Source organism: Streptomyces aurantiacus, assembly GCF_001418335.1.
Taxonomy (GTDB): domain Bacteria; phylum Actinomycetota; class Actinomycetes; order Streptomycetales; family Streptomycetaceae; genus Streptomyces; species Streptomyces aurantiacus.
The window spans coordinates 1-20,564 of the sequence record NZ_LIPP01000139.1; the positions used below are offsets into that span (position 1 = coordinate 1).

Genomic DNA, 20,564 nt, shown 5'->3' on the forward strand with positions numbered 1-20,564 from the left:
GCCCCCAGAAGCGACGGGAATGGGTAGGGGCGGCGGGGGCGAAAACACCCCCGGTGCCTACTCCGCCGGTTCCACCCCCGCCCGCAGCAAACCGAACGTGTACGCATCCTCAAGCGCCTGCCACGACGCCGCGATCACGTTCTCCGCGACCCCCACCGTCGACCACTCCCCGGACCCGTCCGACGTCGAGATCAGCACCCGCGTCGTGGACTGCGTTCCGTGCTTGCCCTCCAGGATGCGGACCTTGTAGTCGACCAGTTCCAGCTTCGCGAGCTGCGGGTAGATCGTCTCCAGGGCGACCCGCAGGGCCCGGTCGAGCGCGTTGACCGGGCCGTTGCCCTCCGCCGTGGCGACGATCCGCTCGCCCTTGGCGAAGAGCTTGACCGTGGCCTCGTTGGCGTGGCTGCCGTCGGGGCGGTCCTCGACGATGGCCCGCCAGGACTCGACGTCGAAGTACTTACGGGCCTTCCCCTCGGCCTCCTCCCGCAGGAGCAGCTCGAAGGAGGCGTCCGCGGCCTCGTACGTGTACCCCTTGAGCTCGCGCTCCTTGACCCGGTCCACGACCCGGCCGACCAGCTCGCGGTCGCCGCCCAGGTCGACGCCGAGTTCCTTGCCCTTGAGCTCGATGGAGGCCCGGCCCGCCATGTCGGAGACGAGCATCCGCATCGTGTTGCCGACCTGCTCTGGGTCGATGTGCTGGTACAGGTCCGGGTCGACCTTGATGGCCGAGGCGTGCAGGCCCGCCTTGTGAGCGAAGGCCGAGACACCGACGTACGGCTGGTGCGTGGAGGGGGTGAGGTTCACGACCTCGGCGATCGCGTGCGAGATGCGGGTCATCTCGGACAGCGCGCCCTCGGGCAGGACCTTCTTGCCGTACTTGAGCTCCAGGGCCGCGACGACCGGGAACAGGTTGGAGTTGCCGACGCGCTCGCCGTAGCCGTTCGCCGTGCACTGGACGTGGGTCGCGCCCGCGTCCACGGCGGCGAGGGTGTTCGCGACGGCGCAGCCCGTGTCGTCCTGGGTGTGGATGCCGAGGCGTGCCCCGGTGTCGGCGAGGACGGTGGCGACGACGGCCTGGACCTGCGCCGGCAGCATGCCGCCGTTGGTGTCGCACAGGACGACGACGTCGGCGCCGGCCTCCGAGGCGGCCCGGACGACGGCCTTGGCGTACTCCGGGTTCGCCCGGTAGCCGTCGAAGAAGTGCTCGCAGTCGACGAAGACGCGACGGCCCTGCTCCCGCAGGTACGAGACGGTGTCGCGGACCATCTCCAGGTTCTCGTCGAGGGTGGTGCGCAGCGCCAGTTCGACATGCCGGTCGTGGGACTTGGCGACGATCGTGACGACGGGCGCACCGGCCGCGACAAGCGCCTTGACCTGCGGATCCTCGCTCGCCTTGGCGCCCGCCCTGCGCGTGGCCCCGAAGGCGACGAGCTGGGCGTGCCGGAAGTCGATCTCCTGCTGGGCGCGGGCGAAGAACTCGGTGTCACGCGGATTCGCGCCCGGCCACCCGCCCTCGATGAAGCCCACGCCGAAGTCGTCCAGGTGCCGTGCGATGGCCAGCTTGTCCGCGACGGTGAGGTTGATGCCCTCACGCTGCGCGCCGTCGCGCAGGGTGGTGTCGAAGACGTGGAACGAATCGTCGAGTTCGCTGGTACTGCTCATGGTGTCAAGGCTCCTGTGTCGGATCTCGGTCGATACCGGAATGACCGGCTCCGCCGTCCCCACATGGTCCCTCGCGCTCTCGCCACCGGCCGAGGGTGGGCCAGAAAAGCGAAAAACCCCTCGCGGGTGCGAGAGGTCTGCGCGCGGGTCGAGACGACGGTGTCCACCCGTACCTGGTCGTACGTGGTGGTCACTGCGGACCGGCGCGCCTGCTGCCAATAATCGTGGCGAACGAGAGCACGGAGGCAGTCTGGCACAGACCTCCCCCGTGCTCACCCTCCGTCTCAGGATGCGAGCACTGCGCTGATCACCGAGCACCCACGCTGATCACCACCGACCACCGCCGGTGCCGCGGGGCATCCGCGTAGGGGGCTGCCGTCCAGGCAGCCCCCTACCGCGGCCGTGGTGGGCTCAGCCCAGGTTGTGCATCCAGCCGTGCTCGTCCTCGGTGACCCCGCGCTGGATGTCGAGGAGCGCGTCGCGGAGCTTCATCGTGACCTCGCCGGGGCCGCCGTCGCCCTGCCGCCACTCGCCTGCGTTGCTCTTCACCGTGCCGACGGGGGTGATGACGGCGGCGGTGCCGCAGGCGAAGACCTCGGTGAGGCTGCCGTTCTCGGCGTCGCGCTTCCACTGCTCACTGGAGACGCGGGCCTCCTCGGACGCGTAACCGAGGTCACGGGCGACCGAGAGGAGCGAGTCGCGGGTGACGCCCTCCAGGATGGAGCCGCTGAGGGTGGGCGTGACGATCCGGTCTCCGTACACGAAGTACAGGTTCATGCCGCCCAGTTCCTCGACCCACTTGTGCTCGACGGCGTCGAGGTAGCAGACCTGGTCGCAGCCCTTCGCGGCCGCCTCGGCCTGAGCCAGCAGGGACGCGGCGTAGTTGCCGCCGGTCTTGGCCTCGCCCACGCCACCGGGGACGGCGCGCACCCGGTCCTCGGAGAGCCAGATGGAGACGGGCTGCACACCGCCGGGGAAGTAGGCGCCGGCGGGCGACGCGATGACCAGGAAGAGGTACTCGTTCGCGGGCCGCACGCCCAGACCGACCTCGGTGGAGATCATGAACGGGCGCAGGTAGAGCGACTCCTCGCCGCCGTGCGCCGGCACCCATGCCGCGTCCTGCCGGATGAGCGCGTCGCAGGCCTCGACGAAGGTCTCGACGGGCAGCTCCGGCATGGCCATGCGGCGGGCGGACGCCTGGAAGCGCAGGGCGTTGCGGTCCGGGCGGAACGTGGCGACGGAGCCGTCGGGCTGCCGGTAGGCCTTCAGGCCCTCGAAGATCTCCTGCCCGTAGTGCAGGACGCTCGTCGCGGGGTCGAGGGAGAGCGGGCCGTACGGCGTGAGCTGGCCGTCGTGCCAGCCACGGCCCTCCGTCCACTTGATGGTCACCATGTGGTCGGTGAAGTGGCGGCCGAATCCGGGGCCGGCCAGGATCTCCTCGCGGTCCGCTTCGGACAGCGGGTTCGCGGAGGGCTTGAGCTCGATCGTGGGCGTCGTCATGAGTGGTCTGTCCTTCACCGGTTGTGTGTGACGGGCCGCGCTCACGCCTGTACTGCCAGTGGCCAGTGCCAGGGGGTGTCTTGAACCCCTAGGACGTCCGAGCATTCCCTCATTCCGCGGCTCCGCGTTCGATTATCGCGCGGGATGAGCCGAATGGGGGCACCACCCCATGCCATGCAGGCCAGGAGGGGTGAAACGGTGTGATTGCGGGCCCAGGGATTGATGGTGGCACCCGGCGAGGCATACGAAAAGCCGCCGGGTGCGAAAAGCGACCCGGCGGCTTGGGTGGTACCGGCGGGTCAGCCGGATACTCGGCCGGCGAGCGCGTCGCCGATCTCCTCGGTCGTACGGGTCGTGGTGCCGCGCTCCGCGAGGTCGGCGGAGACGGCGTCCTCGATGCGGACGGCCTCGGTCTCGTAGCCGAGGTGCCGCAGCAGGAGGGCGACGGACAGGACGGTGGCGCTGGGGTCGGCCTTGCCCTGGCCCGCGATGTCCGGGGCCGAGCCGTGCACCGGCTCGAACATGGACGGGAACTCGCCGCTCGGGTTGATGTTGCCGGAGGCGGCGACGCCGATGCCGCCGGAGACGGCCGCGGCGAGGTCGGTGATGATGTCGCCGAAGAGGTTGTCGGTGACGATCACGTCGAAGCGGGCGGGGTCCGTGACGAGGTAGATCGTCGCGGCGTCCACGTGGATGTAGTCCGTGGTGACCTCGGGGAACTCCTCGGCCACCCTGTTGAAGACGTTCGTCCACAGGTGACCCGCGAAGGTGAGCACGTTGTTCTTGTGGACCAGCGTGAGCTTCTTGCGGGGGCGGGCCTGGGCGCGGGCGAAGGCGTCACGCACGACGCGCTCGACACCGAAGGCCGTGTTCACGGAGACCTCGGTGGCGACCTCGTGCTCGGTGCCCTTGCGGATCGTGCCGCCGTTGCCGGTGTACGGGCCCTCGGTGCCCTCGCGGACGACGACGAAGTCGATCTCCGGCTGGCCCGCGAGCGGGGTGGCGACTCCCGGGAGGAGCTTCGACGGACGCAGGTTGACGTGGTGGTCGAAGGCGAAGCGGAGCTTGAGCAGGAAGCCGCGCTCCAGGACACCGGACGGCACCGAGGGGTCACCGATCGCGCCGAGCAGGATGGCGTCGTGCGGCTTCAGGGCGTCCAGGTCGGCGTCGGTGAGGGTCTCACCGGTGGCGTGGTAACGCCGGGCGCCGAAGTCGAACTCCTTGGTCTCCAGCTTCACGTCCTGCGGAAGGACGGCCGAGAGGACCTTCAGGCCTTGGGCCACCACTTCCTGGCCGATGCCGTCACCGGGGATCACTGCGAGATCGATGCTGCGAGACATGTCGGCACCCTACTCCCCGTCCCACGGGATGACATGGGGCGTCCGCGATACGGACATGACCGAGAAGCCGCACGACGAGGCGCGACCCTTCGTCGACCCGAGCCGTCAACCGCCGTTCACCTGTACGTATGGCGGTTGTTGGTACTTGATGGGAAGTTCACCGGCATGACTGCGCCTCCCATGGGGACACCCCCCGGACCTCCCGTTCCCGACGTCGGCATCCCGCCGCAGCTCGCACGCCGGATGAGCATGGCGGAGCAGTACGAGTACCTGCGCACGAAGTTCTCCCGCCGCCGCGCCCTGGTGAGCGCGGGTGCGGTCGCCGGCGGACTCCTCACCGGCTGCTCGGGCTCCGGCTCGGGCTCCGGTACGGACACGGCGAGCCGGTCCTCCTCGCCCCTGTCCTCCGGCTCCACAGCGACCGAGCGGGTGGACGGCGCGGTCGTCGTCCCCTTCGGCCGTCATCTCGCCTTCGGCGCGGACCCGAAGACCCGGATGCGGATCTCCTGGCAGGTGCCTCTCCCGGTCAGAAAGCCGTATGTGCGGGTGGGGCTCAAGCCCTGGGACCTGAGCCGGAAGATCGACGCCGAGGTCCGCGACCTGCACACCCCCGGGCTCGACGGTGTGCGGCTCGCCCTCGACCAGTACTACCTGCACGCGGCGCTCGACGGGCTGCGCCCCGGCACGACGTACTACTACGGCGTCGGCCACGAGGGGTTCGACCCGGCGTCCAAGGCACGGCACTCCACGGTCGGCTCGTTCACGACAGCGCCCGCCCGCGCGGAGAAGTTCGTGTTCACGGCGTTCGGCGACCAGGGCGTCACCCCCGACGCGCTCGCCAACGACAAGCTGATCCTGGGCCGGGAACCCGCCTTCCACCTGCACGCGGGCGACATCTGCTACGCGGACGTGACCGGCCACGGCAAGGAGTCGGACATCTACGACCCCACCGCCTGGGACCTGTTCCTCAAGCAGACGGAGACGGTGGCGAAGACCGTTCCGTGGATGGTGACGACCGGCAACCACGACATGGAGGCGTGGTACTCACCGAACGGGTACGGCGGGCAGTCGGCGCGCTTCTCGCTCCCGGACAACGGCTTCGACGCGAAGAACGCCCCGGGCGTCTACTCGTTCACGTACGGCAACGTCGCGATCGTGGCCCTGGACGCGAACGACGTGTCGTACGAGATCCCCGCCAACAAGGGCTACACCGACGGCCGGCAGACAGCCTGGCTCGACGAGCGGCTCGGGGAACTGCGCAAGGACGAGGGGGTCGACTTCGTCGTGGTCTTCTTCCACCACTGCGCCTACTCGACGTCGACGCACGCCTCGGACGGCGGTGTACGGGCCGCGTGGCTGCCGCTGTTCACCAAGCACCAGGTGGACCTGGTGATCAACGGCCACAACCACGTGTACGAGCGGACCGACGCCATCAAGAACGGCGAGGTGGGCAGGCCGGTGCCGATCGGCGCGTCGACCGACCCGACACGGGACGGGATCGTGTACGTCACGGCCGGCGGCGCGGGCAAGAGCCTGTACAGCTTCCCCTCAGGAGTGAAGGACAGCTACGAGGGGAAGGTCGCCGACCGCGAGTCCGTGGAGACCTACCACTGGACCAGGTCGCGGAACCAGAACCCCGACACCGTGGAGTGGTCGCGGGTGCGGTACACCGGCTACTCCTTCCTCTCCGTGGAGGCGGAGGCGGGCCCGGCTCCGCGGCTCAAGGTGTCGGCGCTCGCCGAGAGCGGCAGGCGCATCGACCATTTCGAGGTGCGGCGCGGAGCGTGAGGCGCCGTGAGCTCAGTGACCCGTGGAGCCGCCGTTGTCCCGGCGGTCGAGGGCGCGCTGGAGCGCCGCGGCGGCGTTCTTGCGGTCGGACTCGCTCGTACGGGAGACGCGACGGACTCGGCGGACGGTCGTCTCGGCCATGATGAATCGACTCCTTGCCTCCGGCAGCGACCGCCGGAAGTGCGGTGAGGAACTACGAGACGCCGGGTGGGGCGGGGAACGGTGCCGCAGGGGTTGCCTGCAAGGGGCTCCGGCTCACGACCGCCATTCGCTGGGTCGAGCGAAAACGTTCGGCTCCTACCAAGCTAAGCGAGGACCGGGATTCTGTCCCCCAATTACTCGGACTTCCTACTATCTGAGACGGCGCCGCCTTTCAGGGGCGCGGGGAACTGCGCGACCAGCCGCGGCCGGCCCGCACACGAAAGACACGCGACCCGCCGGAGGCGCACGCACGCCGCCCCCGGCCCGGAGGGGTGCTTCCGGGGCGGGGGCGGTTCGGTGGGACGCCGGCCCGGGTGCGGGGACGTCCGGTCCAGGTGGGGGCAGGTCTCAGCCCATGTGCGGGTACGGGTAGTCGGTCGGCGGGACCAGCGTCTCCTTGATGGCGCGGGTCAGCGTCCAGCGCATCAGGTTCTGCGGGGCGCCCGCCTTGTCGTTCGTACCGGACGCACGGCCACCGCCGAAGGGCTGCTGGCCGACGACGGCACCGGTCGACTTGTCGTTGATGTAGAAGTTGCCCGCGGCGTAGCGGAGCTTGTCCATCGTGTACGCGGCGGCGGCACGGTCGTTCGCGATGACCGCGCCGGTGAGCGCGTAGTCCGACACCGACTCCATCTGCGTCAGCATCGCGTCGTACGCGTCGGGGGCGCTGTCGTCGTACACGTGCACGGCGAGGAACGGGCCGAAGTACTCCGTCGTGAAGACCTCGTTGGCCGGGTCGGAGCACTCGACGACGGTCGGGCGCACGAAGTAGCCCACCGAGTCGTCGTACGTGCCGCCCGCGACGATCGTGCAGCTCGGGTCCGCGGCGGCCCGGTCGATCGCGGCCTTGTTCTTGGCGAAGGCCCGCTCGTCGATGACGGCGCCGACGAAGTTCGACAGGTCGGTGACGTCGCCCATCGTGATGCCGTCGACCTCGGCCGCGAACTCCTCCTTGAAGCCGGAGTTCCAGATGGAGGCCGGCACGTACGCGCGCGAGGAGGCGCTGCACTTCTGGCCCTGGTACTCGAAGGAACCGCGGGTCAGGGCGGTCTTCAGGACGGCACGGTCGGCGCTCGGGTGCGCCACGACGAAGTCCTTGCCGCCGGTCTCGCCGACCATGCGCGGGTACGTGCGGTACTTCTCGATGTTGTTGCCGACCGTCTTCCACAGGTACTGGAAGGTCTTGGTCGAGCCGGTGAAGTGGACGCCGGCGAGGTCGCGGTGTGCCAGGGCGACCTCGGACACCTCGATGCCGTCGCCGGTGACGAGGTTGATGACGCCCTTGGGCAGACCCGCCTCCTCCAGGAGCCGCATGAGCAGCACGGCGGCGTGGGTCTGCGTCGGGGACGGCTTCCAGACGACGACGTTGCCCATGAGGGCCGGGGCGGTGGGCAGGTTGCCCGCGATGGCCGAGAAGTTGAACGGCGTGATCGCGTAGACGAAGCCTTCGAGCGGGCGGTGGTCGAGACGGTTCCAGACGCCGGGCGAGTTCGCCGGCGGCTGCTCGGCGAGCAGGTCACGGGCGTAGCTGACGTTGAAGCGCCAGAAGTCGACGAGCTCGCAGGGACAGTCGATCTCGGCCTGCTGGGCGGTCTTGGACTGGCCGAGCATGGTGGAGGCGGCGAGGGTCTCGCGCCACGGTCCCGACAGCAGCTCGGCGGCGCGCAGGATGATCGCGGCCCGGTCGTCGAAGGACATCGCGCGCCAGGCGGGTGCGGCGGCGAGCGCCGCGTCGATCGCGTCCTGAGCGTCCTGCTGAGTGGCGTTGCGCAGGGTGCCGAGGACGGCCTTGTGGTTGTGCGGCTGCACCACCTGGAACGGCTCGCCGCCGCCCATGCGCTTCTCGCCGCCGATGGTCATCGGCAGGTCGACCGGGTTCTCGGCCAGCTCCTTGAGCTTGGCCTCCAGACGGGCGCGCTCGGGCGAGCCCGGGGCATAGCCGTGCACCGGCTCGTTGACGGGGGTGGGGACCTGGGTCACGGCGTCCATGGGATCCGTACTCCTTAATGAGCGGGTGTGTCGGGCCGGCGCCCGCGTCGACGGCCGGCTTCTCGGTGCTGCCCGGTTTCCGGTGGGGGCTCAGTCCTTGGTGAGGACCGAGCGGGCGAAGAAGAGGAGGTTGGCCGGCTTCTCCGCGAGGCGGCGCATGAAGTAGCCGTACCAGTCGGTGCCGTAGGCGGTGTAGACCCGCATGCGGTGGCCTTCGGCGGCGAGCCGCAGGTGCTCGTCGCTCCTGATCCCGTACAGCATCTGGAACTCGTACTCGGCCGGCTTGCGCCCGGCGCGCCGCCCCAGTTCCTGCGCGATCGAGATGAGGCGCGGGTCGTGGGACCCGACCATCGGATACCCGTCGCCCTCCATCAGGATGCGCAGGACCCGGACGTACGCCTTGTCGGTCTCCGGCTTGCGCTGGTACGCGACCTCGGCGGGCTCCTTGTACGCGCCCTTCACGAGCCGTACGCGGCTGCCGTTCGCGGCGAGCCGGCGGGCGTCGGCCTCGGTGCGGTAGAGGTAGGCCTGGATGACGCAGCCGGTCTCCGGGAAGTCCTCCCGCAGCTCCTCGTGGATGGCGAACATCGAGTCGAGGGTGGTGTGGTCCTCGGCGTCGAGCGTGACGGTCGTGCCGATGGCGGCGGCGGCCTCGACGACGGGGCGGACGTTGGCGAGGGCGAGCTCGTGCCCGCCGTCCAGCGCCTGGCCGAACATGGACAGCTTCACCGACATCTCGGCGCGGGTCCCGAGGTCCAGCTCCTTGAGGCGGCCGACGAGCTCCAGGTAGGCGTCACGGGCGGCGGCGGCCTGTTCGGGGGTGGTGATGTCCTCGCCGACCACGTCCATGGTGAGCTCCAGGCCCCGGTCCGTGAGGTCCTGGATGATCGGCACGACCTGGTCGACGCTCTCACCGGGGATGAAGCGGTCGACGACCTGCTTGGTCACCGGGGCCGCCGAGACGAGACGGCGAATCCGGTCGCTGCGCGAGGCGGCGAGAATCACGGGACCCAGCACAGGGCACCTCCACAACGAGGCCAGTAGACGGAGAACCACCGTGAAATCTAAGGATCGCGCCGATCCCCGGCCATCGACAGCTGTCAGGCATCCGCGCCCTGGATCTCAGACAGATGTATGAAGCCGGTGGGAAATGAGGGAGAATGCCCGGGTGACGTCGGAACACGCGGGTGACTACCAGGAACTGGTCGACGAGATCTCGGAGCTTCTCGGCGCCCCCGCGACCCTGGAGAACCGCGATTTCGAGCTGATCGCCTTCGGCGCGTACGACAGCGAGGGCGACCTCGACGCCTCCGCGCTGGACCCGGTGCGCGCCCGCTCCATCCTCACGCGGCGCTCCACGGCGGCGGTCCGCACCTGGTTCGAGAACTTCGGCATCGCGCGGGCGACCGGCCCTGTCCGTATCCCGCCGACCCCGGAGGCGGGCGTCAACCGGGGCCGCGTCTGCCTCCCGGTACGCCATCGGGGTGTCGCCCTCGGCTATGTGTGGCTCCTGGCCGACGAGCCGGGGCCCACCGAGCGGCAGCTCGCGGCGGCCATGGAGGTGACGCCGCGCATCGGCGCCCTGCTCGCGGACGAGGCCCAGGCGGGCGCGGACCTGAGCCGCGAACTGCGCGCCGTCCTCACCGCCGGGAGCGGCTGGCAGTACGAGATGGCGGTCACCGAACTGCGTACGGCCCTGGGGCCCCGCGGCGAGGGCCTGCTCGCGTTGGTCTGCGTGGCCCCCTGGCCGTCGGCCGACCCCGACGACGCCCCTTCGGTCCGCACCATCCCGGGCGCCACCGCCCTGTGCGCCCTCCCTCGGTCCGCCGCCGACCACAGCCTGGCCCTGCTGGTCCGCCTGCGCTCCCCGGAGGTCCTCACTCCGGCGACAACCGCGGCGGCACGCCTGCTGGAGAGGGCCGCGGAGAGGTCCGATGAGGTGCCCGAGCCGCGCCCCGGCCCGGCCGCCGCCGGGATCGCCGCGCCCCGCACCGGCCTCACCGACCTCGCCACCGCCTGGCGGGAGGCCTCGGCCGCCGCCCGCGCGGCACTGGCCGAGCCCCGGCTGGGCCCGGTCGCGCACTGGGCGTCGATCGGCCCGTACCGCCTGCTGACGACGATGCCCCCGACCGCCGCCCAGGACCCGGCCGTACGCCCTCTGCTCGCCCCCGCCCACCGCGAACTGGTCCGCACCGCCGAGGTGTTCCTGGACTGCGCGGGCCAGGCCGGCCGCACCGCCGCCGCGCTGGGCATCCACCGCCAGACCCTCTACTACCGCCTGTCCCGCGTCGAACAACTCACGGGCCTGGACCTGGACGACGGGGAGGACAGGCTGCTGCTGCACATGGCGATCAAGGCGCGGCGTATCTAAGGGCTGTCCCGTAATCCCCGGTGGATCAGTGCCGTGGCAAGCGGTGTTCGCCCTGTTGGCAGGTGATGGGTCGTCAAGACAGACTGCCCGGCATGGAGTTGATCGCGCGGGGGCGGGACGCCGATGTGTTCGCCCTGGACGAGTCCAGGGTGCTGCGACGGTATCGGCGCAAGGGGCGGCCGACCGAGCTGGAAGCGCGCTTGATGACTCACCTGGCTGCCTGCGGGTTCCCGGTGCCGAAGGTGTACGAGGTCACCGATACCGACATGGTTCTTGAGCGGCTGACCGGACCGACGATGCTGGAGGGGTTGGCGCGGCGCCCGTGGCGGGTGCGTGACCTCGGTCGCATGCTCGGCGGCCTCCACGATCGGCTCCATGGGCTGCCGGCACCGACATGGCTGCCCAAGCGGTTCGGCACCGCGGGTGACGACCGGGTGCTGCACCTGGACTTTCATCCGGGCAACGTCATCCTGACCGGGCGCGGCCCCGTCGTGATCGACTGGCCCAATGCCGGCGCCGGTGATCCCGCTGCCGATGTGGCGATGACCATGGTGACCGTCGGCAGCGCCGATGTCCCCGGGCTCACCGCACGTCTGGGGCGGGGCCAGTTCCTGCGAGCTGTCCGGGGCGGCTGCGGGACCGATCCCACCCCGCGGGTCCAGGAGGCGGTCGACGCCAAGCTGGCCGATCCGAACCTCACCGCCACGGAGGCGGCGTGGCTGCGGAAGCATGCTGCTGCCGCTGCCGGTCACTGAAACAGGGCCTGGCCGAGCCCGCCGACTTCCACCACGTGCGGACACGTGCGGAGTCCCGTGTTTCCCCAGGATCTCGCGTTCACGAAGCCGCGGTCCCCGCAGCCTGTCCGGAAGCCGGGTCGACCGCGCTCGCGGCCGTCTCTCCGTCCAGCTCCCAGCCCTTCGCGTACGCCGCGGCGAAGGCCTCCTCGCCCAGCGCGGCCCGGCCCCGGCGGGTGAGGTCGCGCACCTGCCGGTCGGTGCGGTCGTGCGCGCCGCGCAGCCGGGAGGCGGCGCCGAGCAGGACGGCCGACTCGGGGTGCCGCCCGTGCGCCTCGGCGAGCGCGGCCGCGTCCACCGCCACCCGCGACAGGATCGGCAGGTCCCGCGTCTTCAGCGCCGCCGCGTACGCCGCCGCCAGCGCCTTCTCCGCGCCGGCCAGGTCGCCCGTCTCCAGGCGGAGCGAGGTCCGTGCGCTGCCGACGAGCGTCCGCGTGTGGTCGCCGGGGAACGGCGTGTCGCCGCGCAGGCCCCGGTCGGCCGCGTCGAGCAGTTCCCGCGCCCGGTCCAGGTCGCCGAGGCGCACCCGGAAGACGGCCTCCCACGCGTCGACCAGGAACAGCATCTCCGGCGAGTTCGCGCGCAGCGCCCGCTCCCTGGCCGAGTCGATCATCGCGACCACCAGGTCGGTGTCGCCGCGCCGCAGGTACAGGTCGATCCAGCGCAGGTCCCTGAACACCTCGTCGCCCAGGCTGAGCGCGCCGAACTCGCCCGCCAGCGACCTGGCCTCGCGCAGGTCGGCCAGCGCACCGTCGAGGTCGTCGTCGTAACTGCGCAGCTGGGCGCGCATCGCGAGCACGTCGGCCTGGCCCCAGCGGTCACCGGCCTGCCGGAAACGGGCCAGGGCCGCCGCCACGTCGGTACGCACCTTGTCGAGTTCGCCCGCGTTCTCGGCGAGCTGGGCGCGGAACATGTGGGCCAGCCCGGACCGCCACACGTCGCCGCCGCCGTCATCACCGCCGATGCCGCCGATGCCGCCGATGCCGCCGACGAGGTGCTCGGTGATCGCGGGTGTGGTCGTCTCTCCGTACAGGAACGCGAGCGGGAGCGCGGTGAGCGTGCCGTAAGGGCCGGGCAGCTCCGGGTACGCGAGCAGCCGGTCGACCAGTTCGCGTACCCCGGCCCGGTCGGCCGCGGCCTCCTCCGCGGTCGCCCCCGGCCGGACGTCGACCCGGTTGAGCAGGTGGAACGCGCGGACGCAGTCGCGCTCGGGCGTCGGCGTCGGCTCGCCGCCGGGCACCGCCAGTGCCTCGCCCAGCCAGTAGGCCGCGTCGGTGTGCCGGCCGAGCAGCTGCCAGTACCAGGTGAGGTTCAGGGCAAGAGCGACCGCGCCGGGGGCGTCGCCCGTGTCGCACCGTCGGCGCAGGGCGGCCAGCGCGTTGTCGTACTCGGCGCCGATGACGCGTACGGCCGCCAGCTGGCCGGGCCCGCGCAGCCGCGGATCGTACCGGGCCATCAGCTCGGCGAAGTGGCCGGCGGCCAGGTCGCGGACGGTGCCGAGGCCGCCCGTACCGGCCAGGCGCTCGGTGCCGTACTCGCGCAGCGTCTCCAGCATGCGGTAGCGGCCCGGGGCGGGCGCGAGCTGCAGCAGCGACCGGTCGACCAGCCCGGCGAGCAGCTCGGGAATCTCGGCGGCCGACACCGCGGTACCGGCGCAGACCGCGGTGGCCGAGGCCGGCGTGACGCCGCCGGGCAGGACCGCGACGCGTTCGGCGACCGTACGCTCGGGCTCGCTCAGCAGGTCCCAGCTCCAGGCGATGACCGCGCGCAGCGTGCGGTGCCGGGGCAGCGCGGTGCGGCTGCCGGTGGTGAGCAGCCGGAACCGGTCGGAGAGCCCGTCGGCGAGTTCGGGCAGTGACAGCGTCCGCAGCCGGGCCGCGGCCAGTTCGAGGGCCAGCGGCATCCCGTCCAGGCCGCGGACCACCTGCCGGATGCCGGGCAGTGTCGTCGCGTCGACCTCGAAGCCGGGGCGCACGGCCGCGGCCCGCTCGGTGAACAGGCGTACCGACGCCGCCCGCCGGGCCTCCTCGACGCCGTCGTCCGGGCCGGGCAGCGCGAGCGGGCCGAGCGGTACGAGCGCCTCGCCGTCGACCGCGAGGGGTTCGCGGCTGGTGGCGAGCACGCGCAGCCCGGGGCAACGGGACAGCAGCGCCGCGACCAGGTGGGCCACGGCGTCGATCAGGTGCTCGCAGTTGTCGACAAGGAGCAGGCTCTCCCGGCCGCCGAGCCGGTCGACGAGTACGTCCGCCTCGTTCGGCTCGTGCGGCTCGTGCGGCTCGTTCGGCTCGTTCGGCTCGGCGCCCTCGGCGCCCTCGGCGCGCATCCTGGCCTCGGACATCGCACCGCCCCGCAGCCCGATCCCGGCAAGGAGGGCCGCACCGACCTTGGTCGGCTCGGTGACCGAGGCCAGGTCGATCAGCCAGGCGCCGTCGCGGTACTCGTGGCGGTGGCGGCGGGCGGCCTCGACGGCGAGCCGGGTCTTGCCTGCGCCGCCGGGACCGAGCACGGTGACCAGGCGTCCGGCGGCGAGCAGCGTGTCGATCCTGGCGAGGTCGTCGTCGCGTCCGATGAAGCTGGTCAGCGGCGTGGGCAGGTTGCTCGGCCCGGTCCGCGCGGCGTCGGCGGCCGGGGCGGGCCGTTCGGCGCGCAGCAGGCGCAGGTGGCGTTCGCGCAGGGCGGTGCCCGGGTCGGTACCGAGGGTGTCGGCCAGGGTTTCGCGGACCCGCTCGTACCGGGCCAGCGCCTCGGCCTGGCGGCCCTGGGCGGCGAGGCCGTCCATGAGCAGCGCGGCCGCCCGCTCGTGGACGGGGTGCTCGGCGAGCAGGGCGGTCAGGCGGGTCGCGGCCGTGTCGGCGCGGCCCAGCGTCAGTTCGGCTTCGGCGAGATCGGCGACGGCCTCGACCGAGGCGTGGGCCAGCCGGGCCGCCGCGGCGGGCGCCACCGCGGCGACGACCGTGGGCTCGGCGCCGGGACGATCGCCCCACAGCGCCACGGCCTCACCGAGTACGGCCGCGGCGGCCTGCGGATCGCCGGCGCGCAGGCGATCCCGGCCGGCGGCGGCGAGCTGCTCGAACCGCAGCGCGTCCACGTCGGCGGCGTCCACGGCCAGCCGATAGCCGCCCGCGGCCTGCGTGACCTCCCCGGCCGAGCCGAGGGTCCGGCGCAGCCGCGAGACGAGGGCTTGCAGCGCGTGGGCGGGACCGGCCGGCGGATCCTCGGCCCAGATCGCGTCGACCAGGACGCCCTGCGCGACCGCACGCCCACCGGCGAGCGCCAGCCGTACGACCAGACCCTGCAACCGCGCACCCGGAACGGGCAGGTCGGCGCCACCGTCGGACAAACCACCGGTCACACCACCGGACACGGACGCCTCGAAGGCGCCGAGCAGCGTGATACGAAGCCGCGCGTCCCGGTCCATCGGCCCATCTTCGCGCGCCGCCCCGTCCATCCGCTCATCTTCGCGCGCCGCCCTTCAACTCCCCAAACCACGGCGGTGCCGGCCCTCTCTCCACGAGACGCTCCACGAGGCCCTCCGCGACATCCTCCGTGAGGCCGTCGACCGCTGTGAGTGCCGCGTGTGCCGCTGTCAGCGCCGTGTGTGCTCCGTGTGAGCGGGCCGCGTCAGTCTTCGGGTGCTGCATCCGAGAGGGGCCTGCCGGAATTCACCGGGCAGCCTCCGTCCCGAAGGAGCCACCACCATGACCGACGAGTTCATATCCACCACCACCAGCAGCAGCACCGGCACCCGCCGCACTGGGCGCCTCATCGACCCGAGCGCCGCGGACGACGGCTGGGTGCGGACCTGGGCCGCCTCGCCCCAGGCTCCCGAGGCGTCGACCGTCGCGGTCGAGCCCTTCGCCGACGCGACGCTGCGGCAGGTGGTGCGCGTCAGTGGTGGCGGACGTCGGATACGTATCCGCTTCACCAACGAGTACGGGACCGCACCCCTCGTCATCGGCGCCGCGCAGGTGGGTCTCGCGGCGCCCGGCGGCGGGGTCCGGCCGGGGAGCGAGCGTGTGCTGACCTTCGGCGGCAGCCCGACCGCCGCCGTCCCGGCGGGCGCGCCGATCCTCAGCGATCCGGTGGACCTGACCCTGCCCGCCCTCTCCAGGCTGACCGTCAGTCTCTACCTGCCGGGACATGTGGAGAGCTGCACCTGCCACGGCACGGACGTGCAGACCGGCTGGCAGATCCCGGGCGACGCCGTGGCCGCGTCCTCGCTGCCCGCCGGTGCGGAGCCCCTGCCGGCGCGGGCCCTGATCTCGGCGGTGGAGGTGCTCCCCGACACCCCGGACACCGCCACCGCCACGGCTACGGCCAACGCCACGGCCATCGTCGCGCTCGGTGACTCCCTCACCGACGGCGTCGGCTCGACTCCGGACGCCGACCGCCGCTGGCCGGACGTCCTGGCCGAGCGTCTTGCCGAGCACGGCGGACCCGCGGTCCACGTCTCCAACCAGGGCATCGGCGGCAACCGGCTGCTGAAGGACGGCTTCGGCGTCTCGGCACTGGCCCGCTTCGACCGCGACGTCCTCGCGACGCCGGGCCTCGGACACGTGGTGGTGTTCGAAGGCATGAACGACATCGCGCTCTCGTTCGCCCCGCGTGACGCCGACGGGCCCATGGCTGAGTTCTTCGAGGCCTTCGCCGGTACGCCGGTGACGACGGACGACATCATCGCGGGCTACCGCCAGTTGATCGCACGGGCCCACGGACGCGGGGCGAGGATTTACGCCGCCACGCTCACGCCGTACGAGGGCTCGGACGCCTTCTCGTCGGAGGGCGAGAACGCTCGCCGGACGGTCAACGCCTGGATCCGCACCAGCGGCGCATTCGACGCGGTGCTGGACTTCGACGCCGTGTGGCGCGACCCGGACCACCCCGGCCGGATCAAGGACGGCTTCCACGAGGGCGACCACATCCACGGCAACGACGCGGGCTACACGGCTCTGGCGGACTCCGTGGACCTGTCGCTCTTCAAGTGACCGCCCAGTCAAGAACCTTCGGAGAGAGAAGTTCTCATGCATGACGTAGTGATCGTGGGTGCCGGCCCGGTCGGTCTGTTCCTGGCCTGCGAGCTCGGCCTCGCCGGCTGCTCGGTCCTGGTGCTCGAACGGGAGCCGGAACTCCGCTCCTCCTGGAAGGCGGACCCGCTCGGGATGCGGGGCCTGTCCGCCGCGTCGGTCGAGGCGTTCTACCGCCGCGGGATGCTGCGCCCGCTGCTGACGGCGTCGGGCATCCACGCCGATCCCGACCCGGACCCCGACGCGGACGAGCCGTCACCCCCTCGCGGCGTGGGCCACTTCGCCGGCATGATGCTCGACCCGGCCGATGTCGACGTCACCGCCCTGCCGTTCCGGCTCGCCGGCCCGGCGGCAGAGGGCGTGATGACAAGCCTCGAAGCGGTCGAGTCGGTGCTGTCCGAGCGGGCGGCCGAACTCGGCGTGGAGGTCAGGCGCGGCGTCACGGTCTCAGCCGTCGAGCAGAACAAGGACAGCGTGGTCGCGCGAGCCGACGGGCACAAGCACGCGTACGAGCACGCGTACGCGGCCCGCTGGCTCGTCGGCTGCGACGGCGGACGCAGCACGGTGCGGGGGCTCACGGACTTCGTCTTCGTCGGCACCGAACCGCAGTTCACCGGCTACACCGTGCTCGCCACCATCGCCGACCCCGAGAAGCTGGGCCCCGGCTTCAACCTGACACCGACCGGCATGTACCTCCAGATGCGCGCGAAAGGGCACATCGGCATGCTGGACTGCGACGGCGGGGCTTTCGACCGCTCGCAACGGCCGACGCGCGAACATCTCCAGGCGGTCCTGCGCCGCGTGTCCGGCACCGACGTGACTCTGAACGACGTCCATCTCGCGTCGAGCTTCACCGACCGGGCGATGCAGACGACGACCTACCGGCAGGGGCGCGTCCTGCTCGCCGGGGACGCCGCGCACATCCACTCCCCCCTCGGAGCGCAGGGGCTCAACCTCGGCCTCGGCGACGCCATGAACCTGGGCTGGAAGCTCGCGGCCACCGTGCACGGGTACGCGCCGGACGGGCTCCTCGACACCTACACCCGCGAGCGCCATCCCATCGGTGCCCGGGCGCTCGACTGGACGCGCGCCCAGTCCGCGGCCATGCGGCCCGACCCCCATGCGCAGGCGCTCCAGGGAGTGGTCCGCGACCTGCTCGGGACCCGGGACGGGACGACGTACGTGTTCAAGCAGACGTCGGGGTCGTCGAACCGCTACGACCTCGGCGGCGAGCACCCGTTGGCCGGCCGCAACGCCCCGGACCTCCGTCTTGAGAACGGCACGCGCCTCGGCGACCTGATGGGGGACGGCCGAGGTGTCGCGCTCGACCTCACCGTCGACCGGTCCCTGCACGAATCAGCGATGCGCTGGGAGAACCGGGTACGGTACGTGGCCGGTCCGGCGAGGAACGACCTCGGACTGGGCGCCGTGCTCGTACGGCCTGACGGCACGGTCGCCTGGGCGGGTGATCGCACCCCTGACCGTGACGCGTTCGAGCAGGCCGCCGGCCGTTGGTTCGGGCACCCGAAGAACTGAACCGGCCGCCCCGTCCCCCCGGCTACTCCGACTCCCCCGCCGCGGCCTCGGGCGCTGTCCCGCCCGCCGCCTCGATGATCCGCCGCAGCCCTTCGGTGAGTTCGTCGGCCTCGGTGGCGGTCTCGGGGTCGAAGGTCCACTGCGCGATGAGCCCCATCATCAGGGTCAGGTAGAACTTGCCCAGAGTGTCGACGTCCCCCTCCGGGACGTCTTCCTCCCGGCCGCCCATCAGCATCGGGATGATGCCGCGCGCCGCTTCGCGCTGGGCCGTCGCCAGGTGGGCGCGCACCCCGGGCAGCTTGTCGCCCATGGCCACGATCTCCATGCTGAGGTGCCAGGGCGAACCGGCTGTGCCCATGGTCCCGATGACGTTCTTCCAGACCTCGTGGAACCGCTCCAGCGAGCCCGGCGCCGTGCCGGTCGCGATCCCGCCCCCCGCGTCGAAGTCCTCGGAGACCCCCTCGACGATGGAGACGTACGCCTCCGCGAGCAGCGCGTCCTTCGACCCGTAGTGGTAGCCGATCGACGCCAGGTTCGTCCCCGACTCCTTGACGATGTCGCGCGCGGTCGTCCGCGCGAAGCCCTTGTCCAGCAGACAGCGCCTGGCGCCTACGAGCAGATCCTCACGGTGTCCCATGCGGGTCAGCGTACCTCCGCGACAGACAACTGTCCCAGACGCACGTATTACACAACCGTCCTAGACAAGCGTTTAACACACCCGTACAGTCCGGCACATGAAGAACCCGCCGAACCCGCCGAAGCTGCCGAGCCCGCCGACCCCCGACCCCGTCCGCAGGGCCGGCCGCCGTGAATGGACCGCCTTCGGCGTCCTGATGCTGCCGCTGCTGCTGGTCTCGATGGACGTCTCGGTCCTCTACTTCGCGATCCCGCAGATCAGCGCGGACCTGGAGCCGAGCGGCACCCAGCAGCTGTGGATCTTCGACATGTACGCGTTCGTGCTCGCCGGGCTGCTGATGACGATGGGCTCGCTCGGCGACCGCATAGGGCGCCGCAAGCTCCTCCTGGCCGGCGCCGCCGCCTTCGGCGCGGCCTCCCTGGTCGCGGCGTACGCGGACAGCGCCGAGACGCTGATCGCGGCCCGCGCGGTGCTCGGCATCGGCGGCGCGACCCTGATGCCGTCCACCCTGGCGATGATCCGTACGCTCTTCACGGATCCGGGCCAGCGCTCCAAGGCGATCGGCATGTGGTCCGCGGTGATGACGGGCGGTGTCGCGCTCGGCTCGGTGATGAGCGGCGTCCTCGTCGAGCACTTCTGGTGGGGCTCGGTGTTCCTGGTGAACCTGCCCGCGATGGCGCTTCTGCTGGTCCTCGGTCCGTTCCTGCTCCCGGAGTCCAAGAACCCCGCGCCGGGCCGCTTCGACCTGCTGAGCGTGCCGCTGTCACTGGCGGCCGTACTGCCGGTGATCTACGGAATCAAGGAGATCCCCTCGGACGGCTGGAACGTCCGCTACGTCGTCTCGGTGACCGTCGGCCTGCTCTTCGCCACGCTCTTCGTCCACCGGCAGCGGACCGTCGAGTCGCCGATGATCCCGCCCGCGCTCTTCCGGGGCCGGGGTTTCGCACCCGCCGTCGTACTGAACCTGCTGTCGTCGTTCGCCATGATGGGCTCGGCGTTCTTCACCACGCAGTACCTCCAGTCGGTGCTCGGCAAGAGCTCCATGGAGGCCGCGCTGTGGGCGCTGCTGCCCACCGTGCTGGTCGGCGTCGCCGCACCGGTCGCCGCCCAACTGGTGCGGCGGGGAGTGCACCGGGCGTACGTCGTCTCCGGCGGTTTCGCGCTCGCCGCCTGCGGTTACGGGCTGCTCACGGCCGCCGGTACGGACTCGATGTGGCTGGTGCTCGCCGGAGCCGGCGTCATCGCCTCCGGCATCGTCGCCGTGATGTCCCAGCTGATGGACCTGGCGCTGGGCACCGTACCGGCTCAGCAGGCCGGTACCGCGTCCTCGGTCCTGGAGACCGGCACGGAGTTCGGCGGCGCGCTGGGTATGGCGCTGTTGGGGTCGATCGGCACCGCGGTATACCGGCACGAGATGCCGGACTCGGCGCCGGCCACGGCCCACGAGACGCTTGGCGCGGCGCTTGCCGTGGCCCAGGGGTTGCCCGGCCGGGCGGGCGAAACGCTTGCCGCGACAGCGCGCGCGGCCTTCACGAACGGAATGCAGGCGGCGGCGGTTGCGGGTTCGATGCTTCTGGTGGGCGCGGCGGTCCTGGCGGCGGTAACCCTCCGCCAGGTGCGGCCCCGCGAACCGGACTGCATGGATCTCGCCCCCGCCGCCCCTACCCATTCCCGTCCCTGACTCAGGGGCTCCGCCCCCGAACCCCCGTTGCGCAGTTCCCC

14 protein-coding genes are annotated in these 20,564 nt (G+C 71.7%); 6 read left to right on the forward strand and 8 right to left on the reverse strand.

What is annotated here, in order from left to right; genetic code table 11:
* Positions 1-57 precede the first annotated feature (57 nt).
* The 3 genes from cimA to AOK01_RS19550 form a co-directional block, all read right to left on the reverse strand.
* Positions 58-1,662 (reverse strand): citramalate synthase, encoded by a 1,605-nt coding sequence (gene cimA / locus AOK01_RS19540; protein WP_055513427.1) that lies wholly within the window; start codon positions 1,660-1,662, stop codon positions 58-60.
* 411 nt (positions 1,663-2,073) lie between these two features.
* On the reverse strand, positions 2,074-3,162 hold the full coding sequence (locus AOK01_RS19545; protein WP_055513428.1) for a branched-chain amino acid aminotransferase: 1,089 nt from the start codon (positions 3,160-3,162) through the stop codon (positions 2,074-2,076).
* A 299-nt stretch (positions 3,163-3,461) separates the two neighbouring features.
* Entirely contained in the window at positions 3,462-4,502 is a 1,041-nt protein-coding gene (locus tag AOK01_RS19550) for a 3-isopropylmalate dehydrogenase (protein WP_055513431.1), read from the reverse strand.
* Between the two features lie 165 nt (positions 4,503-4,667).
* On the opposite strand from AOK01_RS19550, the gene AOK01_RS19555 reads away from it, so the two are divergent.
* Positions 4,668-6,290 (forward strand): purple acid phosphatase family protein, encoded by a 1,623-nt coding sequence (locus AOK01_RS19555; RefSeq protein WP_245702322.1) that lies wholly within the window; start codon positions 4,668-4,670, stop codon positions 6,288-6,290.
* Between the two features lie 12 nt (positions 6,291-6,302).
* Here AOK01_RS19555 and AOK01_RS46170 read toward each other — a convergent pair whose 3' ends face one another.
* From AOK01_RS46170 to AOK01_RS19565, 3 genes are all read right to left on the reverse strand, one after another.
* Entirely contained in the window at positions 6,303-6,431 is a 129-nt protein-coding gene (locus AOK01_RS46170) for a hypothetical protein (protein ID WP_281181388.1), read from the reverse strand.
* Positions 6,432-6,839: 408 nt separating this feature from the next.
* Complete coding sequence (gene pruA, locus AOK01_RS19560; protein ID WP_055513435.1) at positions 6,840-8,480, reverse strand: L-glutamate gamma-semialdehyde dehydrogenase; 1,641 nt, start codon at positions 8,478-8,480, stop codon at positions 6,840-6,842.
* Positions 8,481-8,570: 90 nt separating this feature from the next.
* Positions 8,571-9,497, reverse strand: coding sequence for a proline dehydrogenase family protein (locus AOK01_RS19565; protein ID WP_055513438.1), 927 nt, complete (start codon positions 9,495-9,497; stop codon positions 8,571-8,573).
* A gap of 133 nt (positions 9,498-9,630) precedes the next feature.
* Between AOK01_RS19565 and AOK01_RS19570 the strand changes: the two genes are divergently transcribed.
* Together AOK01_RS19570 and AOK01_RS19575 are read left to right on the forward strand one after the other, a co-directional pair.
* A complete protein-coding gene (locus AOK01_RS19570) occupies positions 9,631-10,851 on the forward strand; it encodes a PucR family transcriptional regulator (protein WP_055513440.1) in 1,221 nt (406 codons plus the stop codon).
* Positions 10,852-10,943: 92 nt separating this feature from the next.
* Complete coding sequence (locus tag AOK01_RS19575) at positions 10,944-11,606, forward strand: phosphotransferase (RefSeq protein WP_055513442.1); 663 nt, start codon at positions 10,944-10,946, stop codon at positions 11,604-11,606.
* 79 nt (positions 11,607-11,685) lie between these two features.
* Here AOK01_RS19575 and AOK01_RS19580 read toward each other — a convergent pair whose 3' ends face one another.
* The gene (locus AOK01_RS19580; RefSeq protein WP_055513443.1) at positions 11,686-15,063 is read right to left on the reverse strand and encodes an ATP-binding protein; all 3,378 of its coding nucleotides are present in this window, start codon (positions 15,061-15,063) and stop codon (positions 11,686-11,688) included.
* 280 nt (positions 15,064-15,343) lie between these two features.
* Here AOK01_RS19580 and AOK01_RS19585 point away from each other — a divergent pair, with 280 nt between their 5' ends.
* Both AOK01_RS19585 and AOK01_RS19590 read left to right on the forward strand, forming a co-directional pair.
* Positions 15,344-16,630 carry an SGNH/GDSL hydrolase family protein gene (locus AOK01_RS19585; RefSeq protein WP_079103569.1) on the forward strand — a complete coding sequence of 429 codons (1,287 nt, stop codon included), beginning with the start codon at positions 15,344-15,346 and terminating at the stop codon, positions 16,628-16,630.
* Positions 16,631-16,666: 36 nt separating this feature from the next.
* Entirely contained in the window at positions 16,667-18,205 is a 1,539-nt protein-coding gene (locus AOK01_RS19590; RefSeq protein WP_055513445.1) for an FAD-dependent monooxygenase, read from the forward strand.
* Between the two features lie 22 nt (positions 18,206-18,227).
* Here the strand turns inward: AOK01_RS19590 and AOK01_RS19595 are convergent, their stop codons facing one another.
* Complete coding sequence (locus AOK01_RS19595) at positions 18,228-18,842, reverse strand: TetR/AcrR family transcriptional regulator (RefSeq protein WP_055513447.1); 615 nt, start codon at positions 18,840-18,842, stop codon at positions 18,228-18,230.
* Positions 18,843-18,939: 97 nt separating this feature from the next.
* On the opposite strand from AOK01_RS19595, the gene AOK01_RS19600 reads away from it, so the two are divergent.
* The gene (locus tag AOK01_RS19600) at positions 18,940-20,523 is read left to right on the forward strand and encodes an MFS transporter (protein ID WP_055513449.1); all 1,584 of its coding nucleotides are present in this window, start codon (positions 18,940-18,942) and stop codon (positions 20,521-20,523) included.
* Positions 20,524-20,564: the final 41 nt, after the last annotated feature.

What these genes read in the sequence shown, in the direction of transcription:
- cimA (WP_055513427.1), bottom strand. Translation starts at nt 1,662, where the DNA reads ATGAGCAGTACCAGCGAACTCGACGATTCGTTCCACGTCTTCGACACC.
- AOK01_RS19545 (WP_055513428.1), bottom strand. Translation starts at nt 3,162, where the DNA reads ATGACGACGCCCACGATCGAGCTCAAGCCCTCCGCGAACCCGCTGTCC.
- AOK01_RS19550 (WP_055513431.1), bottom strand. Translation starts at nt 4,502, where the DNA reads ATGTCTCGCAGCATCGATCTCGCAGTGATCCCCGGTGACGGCATCGGC.
- AOK01_RS19555 (WP_245702322.1), top strand. Translation starts at nt 4,668, where the DNA reads ATGACTGCGCCTCCCATGGGGACACCCCCCGGACCTCCCGTTCCCGAC.
- AOK01_RS46170 (WP_281181388.1), bottom strand. Translation starts at nt 6,431, where the DNA reads ATGGCCGAGACGACCGTCCGCCGAGTCCGTCGCGTCTCCCGTACGAGC.
- pruA (WP_055513435.1), bottom strand. Translation starts at nt 8,480, where the DNA reads ATGGACGCCGTGACCCAGGTCCCCACCCCCGTCAACGAGCCGGTGCAC.
- AOK01_RS19570 (WP_055513440.1), top strand. Translation starts at nt 9,631, where the DNA reads ATGAGGGAGAATGCCCGGGTGACGTCGGAACACGCGGGTGACTACCAG.
- AOK01_RS19575 (WP_055513442.1), top strand. Translation starts at nt 10,944, where the DNA reads ATGGAGTTGATCGCGCGGGGGCGGGACGCCGATGTGTTCGCCCTGGAC.
- AOK01_RS19580 (WP_055513443.1), bottom strand. Translation starts at nt 15,063, where the DNA reads ATGGACCGGGACGCGCGGCTTCGTATCACGCTGCTCGGCGCCTTCGAG.
- AOK01_RS19585 (WP_079103569.1), top strand. Translation starts at nt 15,344, where the DNA reads ATGACCGACGAGTTCATATCCACCACCACCAGCAGCAGCACCGGCACC.
- AOK01_RS19590 (WP_055513445.1), top strand. Translation starts at nt 16,667, where the DNA reads ATGCATGACGTAGTGATCGTGGGTGCCGGCCCGGTCGGTCTGTTCCTG.
- AOK01_RS19595 (WP_055513447.1), bottom strand. Translation starts at nt 18,842, where the DNA reads ATGGGACACCGTGAGGATCTGCTCGTAGGCGCCAGGCGCTGTCTGCTG.
- AOK01_RS19600 (WP_055513449.1), top strand. Translation starts at nt 18,940, where the DNA reads ATGAAGAACCCGCCGAACCCGCCGAAGCTGCCGAGCCCGCCGACCCCC.